The organism is Actinomycetospora sp. (assembly GCF_036497245.1).
Taxonomy (GTDB): Bacteria; Actinomycetota; Actinomycetes; order Mycobacteriales; family Pseudonocardiaceae; genus Actinomycetospora.
In genome coordinates, this window is record NZ_DASXJS010000213.1 from 1 (window position 1) to 16,272 (window position 16,272).

16 protein-coding genes, 3 tRNA genes and 1 pseudogene are annotated in these 16,272 nt (G+C 74.2%); 5 read left to right on the plus strand and 15 right to left on the minus strand.

The annotated features are described in order from the left end of the window. The first annotated feature begins 170 nt into the window (after positions 1 to 170). On the plus strand, positions 171 to 416 hold the full coding sequence (locus VGI02_RS22505) for a tyrosine-type recombinase/integrase (protein ID WP_331631062.1): 246 nt from the start codon (positions 171 to 173) through the stop codon (positions 414 to 416). 79 nt (positions 417 to 495) lie between these two features. Here the strand turns inward: VGI02_RS22505 and VGI02_RS22510 are convergent. The 9 genes and pseudogenes from VGI02_RS22510 to VGI02_RS22550 form a co-directional block, all read right to left on the minus strand. Further along, a tRNA-Phe gene (locus VGI02_RS22510) sits at positions 496 to 569 on the minus strand. 40 nt (positions 570 to 609) lie between these two features. Next, a tRNA-Asp gene (locus tag VGI02_RS22515) sits at positions 610 to 683 on the minus strand. 19 nt (positions 684 to 702) lie between these two features. Next, positions 703 to 775, minus strand: a tRNA-Glu gene (locus VGI02_RS22520). 106 nt (positions 776 to 881) lie between these two features. Beyond that, positions 882 to 1,580 carry a ScbR family autoregulator-binding transcription factor gene (locus VGI02_RS22525; RefSeq protein ID WP_331631064.1) on the minus strand — a complete coding sequence of 233 codons (699 nt, stop codon included), beginning with the start codon at positions 1,578 to 1,580 and terminating at the stop codon, positions 882 to 884. Positions 1,581 to 1,682: 102 nt separating this feature from the next. Continuing rightward, complete coding sequence (locus tag VGI02_RS22530; RefSeq protein WP_331631066.1) at positions 1,683 to 1,973, minus strand: hypothetical protein; 291 nt, start codon at positions 1,971 to 1,973, stop codon at positions 1,683 to 1,685. 179 nt (positions 1,974 to 2,152) lie between these two features. Continuing rightward, positions 2,153 to 3,382 (minus strand): serine hydrolase domain-containing protein, encoded by a 1,230-nt coding sequence (locus VGI02_RS22535; RefSeq protein WP_331631068.1) that lies wholly within the window; start codon positions 3,380 to 3,382, stop codon positions 2,153 to 2,155. Between the two features lie 129 nt (positions 3,383 to 3,511). Next, positions 3,512 to 3,726, minus strand: a pseudogene (locus VGI02_RS29165) (alpha/beta fold hydrolase); the annotation flags it as partial. A gap of 65 nt (positions 3,727 to 3,791) precedes the next feature. Continuing rightward, positions 3,792 to 4,931, minus strand: coding sequence for an FAD-dependent monooxygenase (locus VGI02_RS22545; protein ID WP_331631072.1), 1,140 nt, complete (start codon positions 4,929 to 4,931; stop codon positions 3,792 to 3,794). Positions 4,932 to 5,043: 112 nt separating this feature from the next. After that, positions 5,044 to 5,862, minus strand: a complete 819-nt coding sequence (locus tag VGI02_RS22550; protein WP_331631074.1) for a phosphatase PAP2 family protein — start codon at positions 5,860 to 5,862, stop codon at positions 5,044 to 5,046. Positions 5,863 to 6,069: 207 nt separating this feature from the next. Between VGI02_RS22550 and VGI02_RS22555 the strand changes: the two genes are divergently transcribed. After that, complete coding sequence (locus VGI02_RS22555; protein ID WP_331631076.1) at positions 6,070 to 6,927, plus strand: hypothetical protein; 858 nt, start codon at positions 6,070 to 6,072, stop codon at positions 6,925 to 6,927. 69 nt (positions 6,928 to 6,996) lie between these two features. Here VGI02_RS22555 and VGI02_RS22560 read toward each other — a convergent pair whose 3' ends face one another. Together VGI02_RS22560 and VGI02_RS22565 are read right to left on the minus strand one after the other, a co-directional pair. Beyond that, positions 6,997 to 7,170 carry a CsbD family protein gene (locus VGI02_RS22560; RefSeq protein ID WP_331631078.1) on the minus strand — a complete coding sequence of 58 codons (174 nt, stop codon included), beginning with the start codon at positions 7,168 to 7,170 and terminating at the stop codon, positions 6,997 to 6,999. Positions 7,171 to 7,233: 63 nt separating this feature from the next. Continuing rightward, positions 7,234 to 9,207: an MFS transporter gene (locus VGI02_RS22565; protein ID WP_331631080.1), complete on the minus strand. Its 1,974-nt coding sequence runs from the start codon at positions 9,205 to 9,207 to the stop codon at positions 7,234 to 7,236. A 90-nt stretch (positions 9,208 to 9,297) separates the two neighbouring features. Between VGI02_RS22565 and VGI02_RS22570 the strand changes: the two genes are divergently transcribed. Next, entirely contained in the window at positions 9,298 to 9,678 is a 381-nt protein-coding gene (locus tag VGI02_RS22570; protein ID WP_331631177.1) for a VOC family protein, read from the plus strand. A 32-nt stretch (positions 9,679 to 9,710) separates the two neighbouring features. Here the strand turns inward: VGI02_RS22570 and VGI02_RS22575 are convergent, their stop codons facing one another. Together VGI02_RS22575 and VGI02_RS22580 are read right to left on the minus strand one after the other, a co-directional pair. After that, complete coding sequence (locus VGI02_RS22575; protein ID WP_331631082.1) at positions 9,711 to 10,622, minus strand: TIGR03620 family F420-dependent LLM class oxidoreductase; 912 nt, start codon at positions 10,620 to 10,622, stop codon at positions 9,711 to 9,713. 11 nt (positions 10,623 to 10,633) lie between these two features. Further along, entirely contained in the window at positions 10,634 to 11,305 is a 672-nt protein-coding gene (locus VGI02_RS22580) for a MerR family transcriptional regulator (protein ID WP_331631084.1), read from the minus strand. Positions 11,306 to 11,390: 85 nt separating this feature from the next. Between VGI02_RS22580 and VGI02_RS22585 the strand changes: the two genes are divergently transcribed. Then, entirely contained in the window at positions 11,391 to 12,365 is a 975-nt protein-coding gene (locus tag VGI02_RS22585) for a hypothetical protein (protein WP_331631086.1), read from the plus strand. Between the two features lie 11 nt (positions 12,366 to 12,376). Further along, positions 12,377 to 12,991 (plus strand): DUF4188 domain-containing protein, encoded by a 615-nt coding sequence (locus VGI02_RS22590; RefSeq protein ID WP_331631087.1) that lies wholly within the window; start codon positions 12,377 to 12,379, stop codon positions 12,989 to 12,991. A gap of 60 nt (positions 12,992 to 13,051) precedes the next feature. On the opposite strand, the gene VGI02_RS22595 is transcribed toward VGI02_RS22590, so the two are convergent. Then, positions 13,052 to 14,197 (minus strand): acyl-CoA dehydrogenase family protein, encoded by a 1,146-nt coding sequence (locus VGI02_RS22595; protein WP_331631089.1) that lies wholly within the window; start codon positions 14,195 to 14,197, stop codon positions 13,052 to 13,054. Next, positions 14,194 to 16,197 carry an acetyl/propionyl/methylcrotonyl-CoA carboxylase subunit alpha gene (locus VGI02_RS22600; RefSeq protein WP_331631091.1) on the minus strand — a complete coding sequence of 668 codons (2,004 nt, stop codon included), beginning with the start codon at positions 16,195 to 16,197 and terminating at the stop codon, positions 14,194 to 14,196. Before VGI02_RS22600 ends, VGI02_RS22595 begins: the two co-directional genes overlap by 4 nt. Positions 16,198 to 16,272: the final 75 nt, after the last annotated feature.

The following is a 16,272-nucleotide window of genomic DNA, read 5'->3' on the forward strand; positions in this document are numbered from 1 at the left end:
GCCTGCGCCCGTTCCCTCTGCTTCGTCGGTGGCGGCCGGGGGAGGCGTGGCCGGCCCGCCGGCCCGGGTCGAAGACAGGAGCGGCCGGCGGGAGCCGGCCGCGTCCGACCCGGCCGCTGCCCCGGCGTCAGCCGAGGGCCGCGCGCCTGGGCTTGACCATCGGCACCCCGATGGAGCCGCGGACCCTCAACCGGCACTTCGAGGGGCTGCGGGTCACGGCCGGCCTGCCCGACGTCCGACTCCACGACCTGCGTCACACCGTGGTCAGCCTGCTGCTCGACCTCGGGACGCCGCCGCACGTCGTCCAGGCCATCGCCCGCCACGCGCATGTCGACATCACCATGGCGATCTACGCCCACACCAACCTCGACGCCATGCGCCAAGCGCTCGACGCCATCGAGTGGGAGGACCTGTGAGGGCGGTTGCTGAAGTCGTTGCTGAAGGAGCCACAACCAGCCACATGCAGAAACCAACGTCTCCGCTGGTCACAAGGGGTGGCCAGGGGCGGGGTCGAACCGCCGACCTATCGCTTTTCAGGCGATCGCTCGTACCGACTGAGCTACCTGGCCTTGTCGGCCATCACGCCGCATCGGCGCGTGCACGACCGTGCGACCCAGACGGGACTCGAACCCGCGACCTTCGCCGTGACAGGGCGACGCGCTAACCAACTGCGCCACTGGGCCTTGCTCTTCAGTTACTGCGTACCCCCAACGGGATTCGAACCCGCGTTGCCGCCTTGAAAGGGCGGAGTCCTAGGCCGCTGAACGATGGGGGCTCGAAGCTCCTCTGATCTCGCGAGGACCTTACCCCCTTCAACGCCCACGGACCGTCCGCCCCGTTGGGTGCAGAGGCAAGCCTACGGGACGGGGTCCAGGGGCTCGTCAGCCACCCCCGTCACGCGCCGGGACGGTGATCCCGACGGGGACGGTGGCCATCCCGCCGGCCCCGTGCCACGCCTCGAGCCAGGCGGGCGCGGCGACGCAGCCCAGGATCAGCTCCCAGGACGCGACGGCGCGTTCCCGCAGGTCGGCGAGTCCCGCGGTCGCCGTCGAGACGACACGGTGCCCGTGGCCGAGCGCGACGACGGTCCGGGCGAGCTCCCGGGAGTCCACGTCGGCGCGCAGCAGGCCCTCGTCCCGTGCCCGGCCGAGGAGGTCGACGAAGACGTCCTCCCAGTACCGGTAGGGCCAGGGCGTGCGCTCCGGCCCGAGGGCGCCCTCGCTGACCACGCGCATCCCGGCGCGGCAGCAGACCTCGTCGCCCAACAGGTCCGCGATGCCGACCGCCAGGTGGACCGCGGTCGTCAGGACGTCCGCCCCGCGGTCCAGGAATGCGTCGAGGAAGTCCGGGAACCGGCGCTCCATGGCCTCGACGACGGCGAGGGCCATCGCTTCCTTGGAGCTGAAGTGGAAGTACTGGGCGCCCTTCGTCACCCCGCTGCGCTCGACGATCTTCGACAGCGAGGCGGCGTGGTAGCCCTCGGCGGCGAACTCGTGGGCCGCCGCTTCGAGGATCGCCTCGCGGGTCGCGAGCGCCCGCGCCTGTCGCGGTCCGGTGCGGGTCCGGACGTCGGGTGTCACGCGGTCACCGCCGACCGGGGACGCGGGCTTCGGGGGTACCTGGACCATGACGGGCACGGACCCTACGACGTGGTGCAGTGAGGGGCGTGTGTCCCGCCGGGGTCAGCGCCGCACCGGCGGTGCTTCGCCCGGCTCCCCGATCAGCCCGAGCATGTCGAGCAGCTCGCGGCAGTCGTCCGAATCCAGCGCGTTGCGGGCCACCGCCATCCGGGCGCGGTGCACCTGCTCCTCGCTGACCCGGTACACGTCGGCCGCGGTGCGCTGGGCGGGGACGCCCGTGACGAGCCCGCCCTCGTGCCCGGACCTCGGCTCGGGCACCCCGGCCGTGTCCGTGGCGCCGCGTTCCGGGTGCAGCCCGGCAGGTCGTCGTCGTGGCCCCGGCATCGCGCTCATCCGTCTCCCTTGCCCCAGCCCCTCGGCTGCCCGATGGCAGCCGCAGACGCTACAGAGCGACGATGGCCTGTGCAGCCCTCTCTCAGGGTGAGCCGGGATCTCCTCAGTTTGTGCAGGGCTGCGCCAAGTGAGCGGATCCGGACGCGCGAACGCCCGAATCCGCTCACATGGCGGAACGCCTAGTCGACCAACGCCTGGTAGACCAGCCCGCGCAGTGCGCTACGGATCGGGTAGGCGCTCGAGGGCATCAGCTGGGTGAAGAACAGCGCCGTGAGCTCCTCCTGGGGGTCCACCCAGAAGGCCGTGCTGGCCGCCCCGCCCCAGGCCATCTCGCCTGCGCTGCAGAGCGTCCGGTAGCGCGTCGGGTCGAGGACCACCGACACCCCGAGGCCGAACCCGACCCCGTCGAACGGCATCTCCGCGAACAGCGGCCGTCCGACCTCCATGAGGTCGGCGCCGCCGGGCAGGTGGTTGCGGCCCATGTAGGCGACGGTGCGGGAGCCCAGGATCCGCACCCCGTCGAGCTCGCCGCCGCGCAGGAGCATCTGGGTGAAGCGGTGGTAGTCGCCGGCGGTGGACACCAGCCCGCCGCCACCCGAGAGCCACGTCGGGGGCTCCAGGAACGCCTCCCCGGCAGGCGCCCGCACCCGGGACCCGTCGGCGACGCGGGCGTAGAGCGCCGCGGTGCGGGACGGGTCGTCGGCGGCGAACGCGGTCGCCGTCATGCCGAGCGGCGTGAGGATCTCCTCGTCGAGGAAATCGTCGAGGCGGCGCCCGGACACGACCTCGACGAGGCGCCCGAGCACGTCGGTCGCGTGGCTGTAGTTCCACTCGGTGCCGGGCGTGTGCACGAGCGGCATCCGCGCCCAGGCCTCCACGCAGCCGGCGAGGTCGAGCCCCGGCGGCACACCCCACTCGAAGCCCGCCGCGCGGTACATCTCGTCGATCGGGTTGGCGTGGTGGAACCCGTAGGTCAGGCCCGCGGTGTGGCTGAGCAGGTGCCAGACCCGGATCGGCTCCGGGCTCGGCATCGTCAGCGGCGCGGCGGCCGACCCGCGCACGTAGACGCGTGGCTCGGCGAACGCCGGGAGCCAGCGACTGATCGGGTCGGTGAGCTCGATCAGGCCCCGCTCCCAGAGGATCAGCGCGGCGACGGAGGTGATCGGCTTCGTCATCGAGAAGATCCGCCACCGGGTGTCCGGCTCGACGGGCAGGCCCGCCTCCTCGTCGCGCTGCCCGGCCTCGCTCGCGTGGACCACGTGCCCGCGCCGCGTGACGACCACCTGCCAGCCCGCGAGCCGGCCGTCGTCGACGTAGCACTGGAAGTGATCATCGATGCGCTGCAGGCGTGCCGGGTCGAACCCCAGGGCGGCGGGATCCTTCTCGACGGCGAGCGGGGAGGTGGTCATGACCGCATCCTCACCCGATCAGGCCCCGGAGAGGAACGTCCGCAGCTCGCCGGTCAGCTCCCCGGCGGCCTCCTCGGGGACGAAGTGCCCACAGCCCTCGATCGCCCGCCCACGGACCTGGTCCTGGTCGTCGCAGAGGGCGGCGACGTCGGCGGCCATGGTGCGCTTGTCCATGCCGGTGCGGGCCTTGTCGGACGCGCCGTAGCCGTGCAGGTCGGGGACGACGACGGTGTGGTCGCGCGCCAGGTCGTCGACCACCCGCCGCCAGCACCAGCCGGTCTGCGGCCAGCCGTGCAGCAGCACGACCGGCGGGCCGCCCCGGCGACCCGGTGGTGGAGCCGGATGCCGTTGACCGACGTCGTGGCGGGTGTCCAGGCCGGGGTGGTCACGTCCGGAGTGTGGCGCGCACCTACACCTCGCCCAGCACCTCGGCGACCTCGTCCACGGCCTCCCGGGCCCACAACCGGTCCCGGAGGCGGCGGGTGAGGCCCTCGGCGTGCGAGAGCGCCGCGAACTCGGCGACCCGCGCCGCGCAGGCGGCCCGCGCCGGGGCGCGCAGCGTCTCGTAGCCCTCGAGCCCCGGAAGGATCCGGCCGTCGGAGCGATCGAAGGCGGCCCCGAGGGCGTGGGCGTCGAGCAGGGACTGGTTCTCCTCGTCGCCGGCGTGCGGCAGGAGGGGCTGCGCGGCGGCCCCGAGGACGGTGAGCCGGTTGCGGGTCCAGCGCGACAGCGGGCGCTGGTGGGCGATGACCTGCTCGGGCTCCCGCCCGACGACCGCGCTCACGCTGCGCCGCAACTCCGGCTCCAGCCGGGAGACCACCCACTCCCGTTCGGCGGGCGGCAGGTCGGCGCGCATGACGAGGACGACCTCGGCGCCGCCGTGGGGCGCCGGCAGGCGCATCGCCTGCAGCTGCGGGCCCGACCACACCCGCAGCTCCGGGCTCGCGGGCTCCCCCGCGCTGGAGGCCACCATGGTCCGGCGCACGACGAAGGTCGGCGAGAGCGCCCCGGCCCCGGCCTCCAACAGCCCCCGGACCCGGCTGGAGGCCCCGTCGGCCCCGACGAGGGCCTCCGCGCGCCACTGCTCGCCGTCCTCGACGGTCACCAGGGCGGCGTCGCCGATGTCCTCGACGGCGGTGGGGCGGCGCTCGTAATGCACCCCGATCATCTCGTCGGCGGCGCAGGCGCGGGCGAGGGCCCGACGCACGTCGCGGCGGGCCACGATGAGGCACGGGTAGCCGAAGCGGGCCCGGGCGACGTCGCCGAGCTCGACCTTGCGCAGCGGCTGGCCGCTCGCGGCATCGAGGTGGCAGTAGCGCTGCACCTCCAGCGCCTGCGGCCGCAGCGCATCGAGCAGCCCGAGCCCCTGCAGGACCCGCGCGGCGGAGGGCCGTACGACCATCGAGCCCGACGACCCGGCGTCGTCGAGCGACTCCGGATCCGGCCCGCGCTCCAGCAGCTGGACGGGGAAACCCTGGTGGGCGAGGCACAGCGCCGCGGCGAGACCGTCGATCCCCACACCGAGGACCAGGAGCGGAACGTGCTCCACGTGGACCCCCGTTTCCCCTCGAGCGGCAGCAGACGACGCTGCACCGAAAACCCTAGACAGCGCATTCGAGTGACGCTATGGCCGCTCGGGAAGCGAGATCCTCGGCAGTGCGTCAGCGTAGCGGCGAGGCAGGTACTCCTTCCGAGGAATGGATCTCCGGCGTCCGGCCCTCCACGACGGCGGCCGTTCCGACGGCGAGCGCCAGCAGCGCCCCACCCAGCAACCACCCGGCCAGGACGTCCGTCGTCCAGTGCACGCCCAGGTAGGCCCGGGAGAGCCCGATCCCGAGGGCGAGGACGGCCCCGCCCAGCACCGTCGCGGCCCGCACGGCCGCCCGCCGGTGACGGTGCGCACCGTCACCGGGGACGAGGGCGAGGACCGCGATCACGGTCAGCCCGAGCCCCAGGACGGCCATCAGGGAGTGACCGGAGGGCAGTGACGTCGAGGTCTCCACAGTCAGGCGGGTGACGAGCGGGGGCCGGGGGCGCTCGACCAGGCCCTTGAGGCCGCGGATGGTGAGTGATCCCACGAGCACCGCGCCGATCCACACGACGGCCCGGCCCCGACGCCCACGCAGCCACAGCACGAGCGCGGACACCACCGCCAGGCCCCCCGTGCCGACGGTGCCGCCGTAGAGCGACGCGGCCTCCGCGACGCCGGTCCATCCCGGGGTGCGGTGCGCGACCAGCCACCCCAGGACGGGCTGGTCGGTGCGGTCGAGGGCCTCGTCGTCGGCGACGAGGGCGAACACCCCGGCCGCGAGCGCCACCAGCATTCCCGCGACGCCGAGCGCCGCCGGCAGCGTCGTCGCCGACCGACCCGGCATCGACCCGCGTCGGGTCAGGCACGCCAGGGCGCCGAGGAGCAGCAGCAGCGCCACCACGGCCGTCGCGGTCACGACCCACCACCCGGCCGTCACGGCCACCTCCACCCTTCCCCTCATCCGTCCGGACCCTCGGCCCCGGTCCGCGGAGCCCTGCGGGATACGGCGGGCGGGTATCCCGTCGGCGTGTCGTCGACCCCCGACGACGGGCGGCGGACGGGATGTCTGGGCACACTCTGCCCGGGCGGCCCCGAGGTCGCCGGGCAGGGACCCGGATGCGGCGCCGCGGCTCGGCGACGCGGACCAGGAGGGGCAGTGCTGTTCCTCGGCCTCGTCGCGGCCCTCGTCGCCGCGGCGGCCAACGCCGGCGCGGCCATGCTCGAGGCGATGGCCACCCGCCGGGCCACCCGCGCCGCCGGGGTGATCACCAGCCCGCTCTACCTCGGCGGGCTGCTCCTGGACATCGCCGGCTGGGTCCTGACGGTGCTCGCGCTGCGCTACATGCCGATCGTGGCGGTGCAGGCGATCGTCTCCGGGCAGGTCGCGATCACGGTGATCGCGTCGCACTGGGTGTTCGACACCGAGCTGCGGCGGGTCGACCTGCTGGCGGCCGGGGCGAACATCGTCGGGCTGGGCCTGCTGGTGGGCAGCGCCCGGACCGAGGAGCTCCCGCACGCCGGGGTGGGCGCGACGATCGCCCTGCTGAGCGTGCTCGTGGTCCTCGCGGTCGTCGGGACGGTCACCGCGCTGCGCAGCCGGCGGGCGGTGCCCATCGCGTTCCTGGCGGGGCTGAGCTTCGGCGGCACGGCGGTCGCGGTCCGACTGGTCGACCTCGACGGGCCGGTCGGCGAGGTCGCGCACACGGTGATCAGCGACCCGGTGGCGTGGGCCCTGCTCGGCTACGCGGGGCTCGGGCTGGGGCTCTACACGGTCGCGCTGTCCCGCGGCGCGGTCGGGCCCGTGGTGGCCGTGCTCGCGGTCACCGAGACGCTCGCGCCGGGACTGCTGGGGCTCGTCCTGCTCGGCGACGGCATCCGCAGCGGGTGGGTGTTCGCGTTCGTGGCGGGGCTGGTGCTCGCCCTGGGCGGGGTCGTGGTGCTAGCGCGCTCGCCCGCGCAGGCTTCATTGGCCGGTGACGACGGTGTGGCGCGCCCACCGCTCAAGCGGGTGTGAGCCGCCGAGGGACACACGTCCGGGCCGCACCCCGTGGGCACGGCCCGGACGGTCGCCCGGGCGACGAGGTCAGGGCTTGAAAGCGTCCTTGATCTTCTCGCCCGCGTTCTTGAGGTTGCCGACGGTCTGGTCCTTTTTGCCCTCGGCCTTCCACTCGTGGTTGTCCGTCGCGTCGCCCAGGGCTTCCTTGACCTTGCCCTTGAGCTCCTGGGCCTTGTTGTCGAACTTGTCGTCAGCGGACACGCGGCGGCTCCTCGTGGCTTGTCACGGTTGGTCCTCGTCGGTGGTACCCCGGAGGCGTGTGACTCAATCGACAGCCGGGAGCAGGCGCTCGGTAGTGCCCGCCTTCAGGACGATGTCGCACACGCTGGGTCGGCGACGCAGCGTCACCCGTCCCACTTCCGGACGGCGGCCCGGGGCGCGGGCGACGAGCTGGTAGGAGCCGGGGGCGGCGGCCTCGATGCGGAAGGTGCCGTCGGCCGCGGCGTCGGTGCGTGCGGCCTGGTGGCCCGACTCGTCGACGAGCGTGAGCACGGCGCCCGCGACGATCGCCCCGTCCTCGGCCCGCACCACCCGCCCGGTGACCTCGGGGACCCCGACGGGGGCCCGGCCGTCGTGGCCGTTGCCGCGCTGGCCGTCGCCGTCGACGCGCGGCCGGTCGGCACCCCCGTCGTCGAGAGCCGCGTCGTCGGGAGTGGCCTCGCCTGCTGCCCCGTCGTCGGGAGCAGCGCCGTCGGGAGCCGCGCCGGCGGGAGCAGCGCCGGCGGGAGCAGCGCCGTCGGGAGCAGCGCCGTCGGGAGCCGCGTCGTCGGGACCCGCCGTCGCGCGCCGCCGGCGGGCGATCCGGTCGGCGACCAGGTCGGCGGCGCCCACCACGAGGGCGAGCACGACGAGGCCGACCGTCACGACGAGGCCGGAGCTGATCGACGACGACCAGTCGCCGTGGCTCGACGTCAGCGACCCGAAGAACACCGCGCCGACGGCGGAGATGCCGACCGCGGAGCCGACGCGCTGCCCGGTCTGCAGCACCCCGGCCGCGGTACCGCCCTCCCGGGCGGGGACCTCCTCGAGGGCCAGTGTCTGGTTGGGCGCGATGACGAAGCCGCTGCCGATCCCCGCGACGAGCAGCGGCCCGGCGATCGCCCAGCCGACGCTGCCCGGGTCCAGCCGCAGCACGATGTCGGTGGCCACGAGCCCGATGACGACCGCCAGCAGCCCGAGCACCACCTGGGGCTTGCCGAACCGGGAGACCCACCGGCCGCCGAGCGCCGAGGACACCGCGGAGCCGAGCGCGAACGGCGTCAGGGCGAGCCCGGCCTCGAGCGGGGTGAACCCGCGGCCCTGCTGCAGGAACAGGGTGAGCACGAAGAAGATCGAGGTGAAGCCCGCGAAGTAGACCAGCCCGAGCGTCGTCCCCAGCGCGTAGCTGCGGGTGCGCAGGAGGCCGAAGTTCACCAGGGGGTGCCCGTGGGCGCGCCGTGCCCGCCGCTCCCAGGCCACGAAGAGCAGCAGGAGCAGCACCGCGACACCCACCAGCCACCAGGGCGCCCCGGACGGGTTCTGCTCGGAGAGCACCAGCGGCAGCATCAACGCGACGACGGCGGCGCCGAGCAGGACGGCGCCGACGAGGTCCAGCGGCCGGCGATCGCCCTTCGACACGGCGGTGTCCCGCGGGAGCAGGCGCACCCCCAGCAGCAGCGCGACGATGCCGATGGGCACGTTGACGTAGAAGACGTAGCGCCAGCCCTCGAGGTCCCCGCCCCACTGCAGCAGCAGGCCGCCGGTGAGCGGGCCGACGGCCGTCGAGATCCCGATGGCCGCGCCGAAGAGCCCGAAGGCGCGCCCGCGCTCGCGGCCGGAGAAGAGCTGCTGGATGACCCCGATGATCTGCGGGTTCATCATGCCGCCGGCCGCGCCCTGCAGGAGGCGGGCGACCACGAGCATCGTCGGGTCCACCGACAGGCCGGCGACCGCGCTGGTCAGCGTGAACAGCGCGAGCGCGATGAGGAACATCTTCTTGCGGCCGCGGTCGTCGCCGAGGCGGCCGGAGGACACTAGGACCAGACCGAAGGTGAGCGCGTAGCCCGAGACCACCCAGGACAGCTCCACCGACGACGCGCCGAGCCCGCGCTGCATCGACGGCAGCGCGACGTTGACGATGCTGACGTCGAGCAGCGTCATGAACCCCGCGACGAGGCAGACGACGAGCGCGCGCCAGCGGTTCGGGTCGGGCTCGTCGGGCGGACGCGCGGGACTCTCGGTGTGGTCGGCGGCGGTCACGGACGCCAGGATGCCCCCGCCGCCGGTCTCCAAGCATGCCCGTCGCCCGGCGGACCCCGCCCGATCATGTCCGAGGAGGTGCACCCCGGCGTGGAGGTGCTCAGCAGCAGGATCCTCATCCGCCCCCGCGACCCCGAGACCGCGTGGGCGTTCTACGGCGGCACCCTGGGCCTCGCGATCTCCCGCGAGTTCCCCGGCGGCGTCGTCTACTTCCTCGGGACCGGCTACCTGGAGGTCTCCGGACGTTCGGCCGAGGGCCCGGTCGGGACCGACGCGCTCTGGGTGCAGGTCCGTGACGTCGCCGCGGCCGAGCACGAGCTCCGCGGGGCCGGGGTGACGGTCATCCGCGAGAGCCGCACCGAGCCCTGGGGGCTGCGCGAGTGCTGGATCGCCGATCCGGACGGCCGGGCGATCGTGCTCGTCGAGGTCCCGCCGGACCACCCGATCCGCAAGGACCTCCGGTCCACGTGAACGGAATTGGCCGCTCCGGCGACCACAATCGTTCACATGGCGGCGGCCAGGGCCTCCAGGGCCGGGCGCGGGTCGTCGAGCGGCGAGTCCCCGAGCGCCTGCACGAGGACGTGGTCGGCCCCGGCCTCGAGGTGGGCCCGCAGGCTCTCGGCGGCGGTCTTCGCGTCCCCGATCCCGACGACGGCCCGCGCCAGTCGGTCGGATCCGCCACGGACCAGGTCGGACTCGTCGAAGCCCTGGCGCAGCCAGGAGTTCCGGTAGTTCGGCAGCCCCGAGTAGATCTCCAGGTGGGCGTGGGCGCGGCGCAGCGCGTCCTCCTCGGTCGACCCGTTCACCCCGGTGAGCGCGACGGCCTGCTCCGAGACGACCCACTTGTCCGGGCCGAGCGCCTCGCGGGTGACCGCAGTCTGTGCCGGCAGGACGAGGTAGGGGTGCGCGCCGTCGGCGGCCGATCCGGAGAGCTCGATCATCTTCGGCCCGAGCGCGGCGAGCAGCCGGACCGGGCGGACCCCCGGCTCGACCTGCTCGGGGACGGCGTCCATGCGCTGCAGGTAGTCGCGCGTCGTCGCCAACGGCTTGGTGTAGGTGCCGCCGCGGCCCCGCTCGACGAGGGGTCCGTGGCTGATGCCGAGCCCGAGCACGAACCGGCCGGGGTGCAGCGCGGTCAGGGTACGGGCGCCGGACTCGGCGGCGATCGGGTCGCGCGCGTGGATGTTGGCGATCCCGGTCCCGACGACGAGCCGCTCGGTCGCATTGAGGAACGCCCCGGCCTGCGTGAGCGTCTCCTTGCCGTAGGCCTCGCCGTAGAAGAGCGACCCGTAGCCCATGCGCTCGAGGTCCCGGGCGACCTCGCAGGCTGCGCCGATCGTCCAGGCGTCGCTGGTCCACCAGACGCCGATGCGGCTGGGGAAGTCGATGGCCGGCCGACCCTCGTTGCTCGTCATGATCGGCGACGCTAGCCGCGGGCCCGGTCCTCCGCGCGCTCGAGGCCCGCTCCCTCGAGCAGCTGGGCCGAGCAGTGCTCCTGGGCGAGGCGGCGCAGGGCAGCCAACAGGGTGTCGCCCAGGACGGTCCCCACGACCGCGCCCTCGACGGTGCGCGCCCGATCGCCGCGGTCCACGACCACCGCGACCTCGCGCCGCGCGACGTCCTCCATGACCTCGGCGTACAGCTCGAGCTGGCGGGCGAGGTCCTCGTCGCCGAGCCGGGTGTAGGTCGCGAGGACCTCGACGGCCGTGTCCCACGCCGGGTTCTTCGGCGAGACGTGCCAGCCGCGCTCGCGGACCAGGTCGGCGAGGGCGCGCTGCGCGCCCGCGCGGGCCTCGTCGTCGGCGTCGCCGGAGGCGCCCCACGGCGGGGGCGTCGTGGCCGAGGCCCGCCCGAGCGCCTCGTGCAGCGGCACCTGCGGGTCGTCGACCGCGGCGAGCACCGCCCGGGTCGCGGCCACCGAGAGCCCGCCGACGTCGATGAGCGCCCGCACCATCCGCAGCCGGTGGACGTGCCCCTCGTCGTAGGAGGCCTGGTTGGGGCTGCTGCGCTCGCCCGGCGGGAGCAGGCCCTCCCGTAGGTAGTACTTGATCGACGCCACGCTCACGCCGCTGCGCCGGCTCAGCTCGCCGACCCTCATCGGGCTCCTCCTCTCGACACCCCCGCTCAGATAGTAGTACTGTCCGCTTATCGGACAGCAGCACTATCTACTTGGGGGCACGATCGTGCGGACCTGGAACCGATCCCTGCTCGCGCTCACCGGCGCGATGATCCTCCTGACGCTGGTGTGCGTCGTCGGCCTGCTGGTCGACCCCCGCACGCTGCTCGGCCAGCCGATCTGGGCCAAACCGCTCAAGTTCTCGATCTCGCTGGCGCTCTACGGACCCACCCTCGCGTGGATGATCTCGCTGGTCACGGGCCCTCGGGCGCGGCGCCTCGCGAACGTCGCGGGCACCGTCGTCGCGGTGACGGCCGCCGTCGAGATGGTCGCCATCGTCGGGCAGGTCCTCCGCGGCCGGACCAGCCACTTCGACGTCGGCACGCCGTTCGACGCCGCGGTGTGGTCGGTCATGGCCGTCTCGATCATGACCCTGTGGGTCGCCACCGCGGTGGTGGGCGTGGTGCTCCTGCGGGAGCGCACGATGTCGACCGCGTCCGCGTGGGCGGTGCGCCTCGGGCTCGGGGTCGCGCTGCTGGGCATGGCGCTCGCCTTCCTGATGACCGGCCCCACCGGCGCCCAGATCGCCGCCGCGCGGGCCGAGGGCAGCATGCCGACGGTCGGGGCGCACGCCGTCGGGGTCCCCGACGGCGGGCCGGGCCTGCCGCTGCTCGGGTGGTCGACCACCGGTGGCGACCTGCGGATCGGCCACTTCGTCGGGCTGCACGCGCTGCAGGCGCTCCCGCTCCTCGCGCTCGGGCTCGGGCTGCTCGCGGGCCGGGTCGCGGTCCTGCGCTCCGAGCGGGTCCGCGCGCAGCTGGTCGCCGTCGGCGGCGGGGCCTGGGCCGGCCTCACCCTCCTGCTGACCTGGCAGGCGCTGCGGGGCCAGCCGCTCCTCGCGCCGGACGCGGCGACGCTCGCGGCCGCCGCGACCCTCGTCGTGCTGACCGTGGCTGCGGCCGCCGTCGTCCTCGTTCGCGGTGCCCGCTCCGTCCCACCCGCCGAGCGGCCCGCCCCGGCCGTCCTGTCCCTCCCCGCCTGACGAGCCCGCCCGTGCGACTCGTCCCCGTCTACGCCCTGCTCTCGGTGATCGGCCTCCTCGGCACCCTGTCCCGTCCTTCGTCCCGCGTCCACCACCGGAGGCCCGTCATGACCGCGCCCGCCTACGTCCGCCGCAGCGCCGAGATCGAGGGCGACTTCGTCGTGCTGCTCATCGGCACCCGCGTCAACCGCTGGCGCGACGTCCGCGCCTGGCTCCCCGTGTTCCGGGCGATGCCGAGGATGGTCCGCGAGCTGGAGGCGCACCCCGAGCTCGGGCTGCTCAAGGCCTACGGCGGCTGGATGTTCGGCGGGCCGACCTACATCCAGTACTGGCGCTCGTACGAAGCGCTCATCGCCTACTCGCGCAGCGCCGAGGCCGAGCACCTGCCGGCCTGGCGCGCGTTCAACCGGGCCACCCGCCGCTACCCGGACTCGGTCGGGATCTACCACGAGGCCTACCGGGTGTCCGAGGGCCAGTGGGAGACGATCTACGGCGCGATGCCCGAGATCGGGCTGCTCGGGGCCAGCTCCGGCCGGGACCTGCGCCGGCGGAGCACGTCGGCCTCGCGGATGGGCACGCGCACCGAGGAGTCGGACACCGCGCCGGTGGCGGCGCCGACGCCCTAGCGCCCGGGAGCGAGCGGCACTCTCGCTGCTTCTTTGTGCACGAGAGTGCCGCTCGATCGGTCAGAGGCCGAGGCGGCGCGCGATGAGCATCTTCTGCACCTCGCTGGTGCCCTCGCCGATCTCGAGGATCTTCGAGTCGCGGTAGTGGCGGGCCACCGGGTACTCGTTCATGAACCCGTAGCCGCCGAAGATCTGGGTGGCGTCGCGGGCGTTGTCCATCGCGGCGTTGCTCGACAGCAGCTTCGCGATGGCGGCCTCCTTGGTGAAGGACACCCCGGCCGCCATCTTCTCGGCGGCGTGCTGCCACGCGAGCCGGGCGGCGACGGTCCGCGACTCCATCTCGGCGATCTTGAACTGGATCGCCTGGTAGCTCCCGATCGCCGCCCCGAACGCCCGACGCTCCTGGGCGTAGCGCACCGACTCGTCGACGCAGCCCTGGGCGGCCCCCGTCGAGAGCGCCGCGATCGCGACGCGGCCCTCGTCGAGGATCGACAGGAACTGGGCGTAGCCGCGGCCGCGCCCGCCGACGAGGTTCTCCTCGGGGACGCGGCAGTCGGTGAACGCCAGCTCGTGGGTGTCCGAGGCGTTCCAGCCGACCTTGGAGTAGCTCGGCGCCACGGTGAAGCCCGGCGTGCCGGAGGGCACGAGGATCGCGCTGATCTCGCGCTTGTCCCCGGTGCGGTCGGTCACGGCGGTGACGGTGATGTGGGAGGTGATCCGGGTGCCGGAGTTGGTGATGAACGCCTTCGACCCGTTGATCACCCAGTCACCGTCGTCGACCTGCGCGGTGGTGCGGGTCGCGCCGGCGTCTGAGCCGCCGCCGGCCTCGGTCAGCCCGAACCCGCCGAGTGCCTTGCCCGTGGCGAGGTCCGGCAGCCAGCGCTCTTTCTGCTCGGCCGAGCCGAACCGCTGGATCGGCATGATCCCCAGCGACACCCCGGCCTCGAGCGTGATCGCGACGGACTGGTCGACCCGGCCGAGCTCCTCGAGCGCGACGCACAACGCGACGTAGTCGCCGCCCATCCCGCCGTACTGCTCGGGCACCGGCAGGCCGAACAGTCCCATCTCGCCCATCGTCGCGACGAGATCGTAGGGGAACTCCTCGCGGATGTAGTAGCCCGCGATGACCGGCGCGACCTCCTTCTGCGCGAAGTCCTCGACGGTGGCGCGCAGGGCCTCGTGCTCCTCGGACAGCTGCATGATCATTCCCCGGCTTCGGTGTCGGACTGCGGTGTGACGGTGACCAGTGGCGCGTCGAGCGCGACGGTGGCGCCGGCCCGGGCGGGCAGTTCGGTGACCACACCCGCGACGGGTGCGGTGAGCACGTGCTCCATCTTCATGGCCTCGACGACGACGAGGCGCTGCCCGACCTCGACGTGCTGGCCCGCCTCGACCTCGACGACGGTGACCGTGCCGGGCATCGGGCTGGTGACGGCGCCGTCGCCCGCGCCGGTCGCGGTGCGCGCCGCGGCGAGCCGCTCCCGCTCCCGCAGCGCCCAGGCCGCGCCGTCGTGGCCGAGCCAGGAGACGCCGTCGTCGCCGGTGGCGGTGCGGTAGCGCCGCGTCAGGCCGTCGAGGGTGACGACGAGGCCGTCGGCGTCGCGGTGCGCCGACGCCGGCCGCCGGTCCCCGTCCGCGATGGCGACCGTCGCGTCCTCCGGGCGGCCCCGGACCGCGACGTCGATCGGCTCCGGGCGCTCCACCCCGACCGGGACGAGGGTCCAGCGGGCCGGGGCGGGCTCGCCGCCGAGGCGCCAGCCGCCGAGCCGGTCGAACGGGTCGCCGGCCTCCCCGCCGTCGGGCAGGCGCAGCAGGCCGTCGAGCGCGGCGGCGACGACGACGTCGGCGGGCGCGGTCGGGTCGGGGGCCGGGCGCCGGCCGATGAGCCCGGTGTCGAGGCGCCCGGCGCGGACGTCGTCGTCGGCGATCAGACCGCGCAGCCAGGCGAGGTTGGTCGCGACCCCCAGCACCGTGGTGGCGGCGAGGGCGGCGTCGAGACGGTCGAGCGCGCCGAGCCGGTCGGGTCCGGAGGCGATGATCTTGGCGAGCATCGGGTCGTACGAGCTGCCGACCTCGGAGCCCGCGACGACGCCGGCGTCGACCCTGGCGTTGGCCGGCCACTCGAGCGCCAGGATCCGGCCACCGGTCGGGAGGAAGCCGCGTGCCGGGTCCTCGGCGTAGAGCCGGACCTCGACGGCGTGGCCCTCGAGCGTCACGTCGTCCTGGTCGTAGCCCAGCGGCTCGCCCGCGGCGATCCGCAGCTGCTCGGCGACGAGGTCGATCCGGTGGCCGTGCACGCGAACGACCTCCTCGGTGACCGGGTGCTCGACCTGCAGCCGGGTGTTCATCTCGAGGAAGTAGAACTCGCTCGCGTCGGCGTTCGTGACGAACTCGACGGTGCCCGCCCCGACGTAGCCGCAGGCCTGCGCGGCGTCGACCGCGGCCCGGCCCATCGCGTCGCGCTGCTTCTCGTCGAGCACCGCCGAGGGCGCCTCCTCGACGACCTTCTGGTGACGGCGCTGCAGCGAGCACTCCCGCTCGCCGAGGTGCACGACGGCGCCGTGGGCGTCAGCCAGCACCTGGATCTCGACGTGGCGGGGGTCGGTGACGTAGCGCTCGAGCAGCAGCGTGTCGTCGCCGAACGAGCCGCGGGCCTCGCGGCGGGCGGCGGCGATCGCGTCCATCAGTTCGGAGTCGGCCGCTCCGTCCGGCACGACGTGCATGCCCTTGCCGCCGCCGCCCGCGCTCGGCTTGAGCAGCACCGGGAAGCCGACCTCGCGGGCGGCGTCGGCCAGCTCGGCGTCAGTGAGGCCCTTCTCGCTGCTGCCGGGCACCAGCGGCACCCCGGCGGGGGCGACCGCGGCCTTCGCGGAGATCTTGTCGCCCATCGTCTCGATCGCCGACGCCGGCGGTCCGATCCACGTCAGGCCGGCCTCGGTGACGGCGCGGGCGAACGCGGCGTTCTCGGCGAGGAACCCGTACCCCGGGTGCACGGCCTGCGCGCCGGCCCGCAGCCCGGCCTCGACGATGGCGGCGCCGTCGAGGTAGTCGTCGACGTGCACCGCGACGTCGGCCGCGCCGACGTGAGGGGACCCGGCGTCGGGGTCGGTGTAGACGGCCACGCTGCGCAGGCCCCGGGCGCGCAGCGTCCTCGCGATACGGACCGCGATCTCGCCCCGGTTGGCGATCAGCACGCTGGCGAACACGGAGATCCTCTCTGGCCTCGATGGGTGAGCGGCGCCGTCCTGGCGTCGGACGCCAGGAAAGTGCCCCTATCGGCG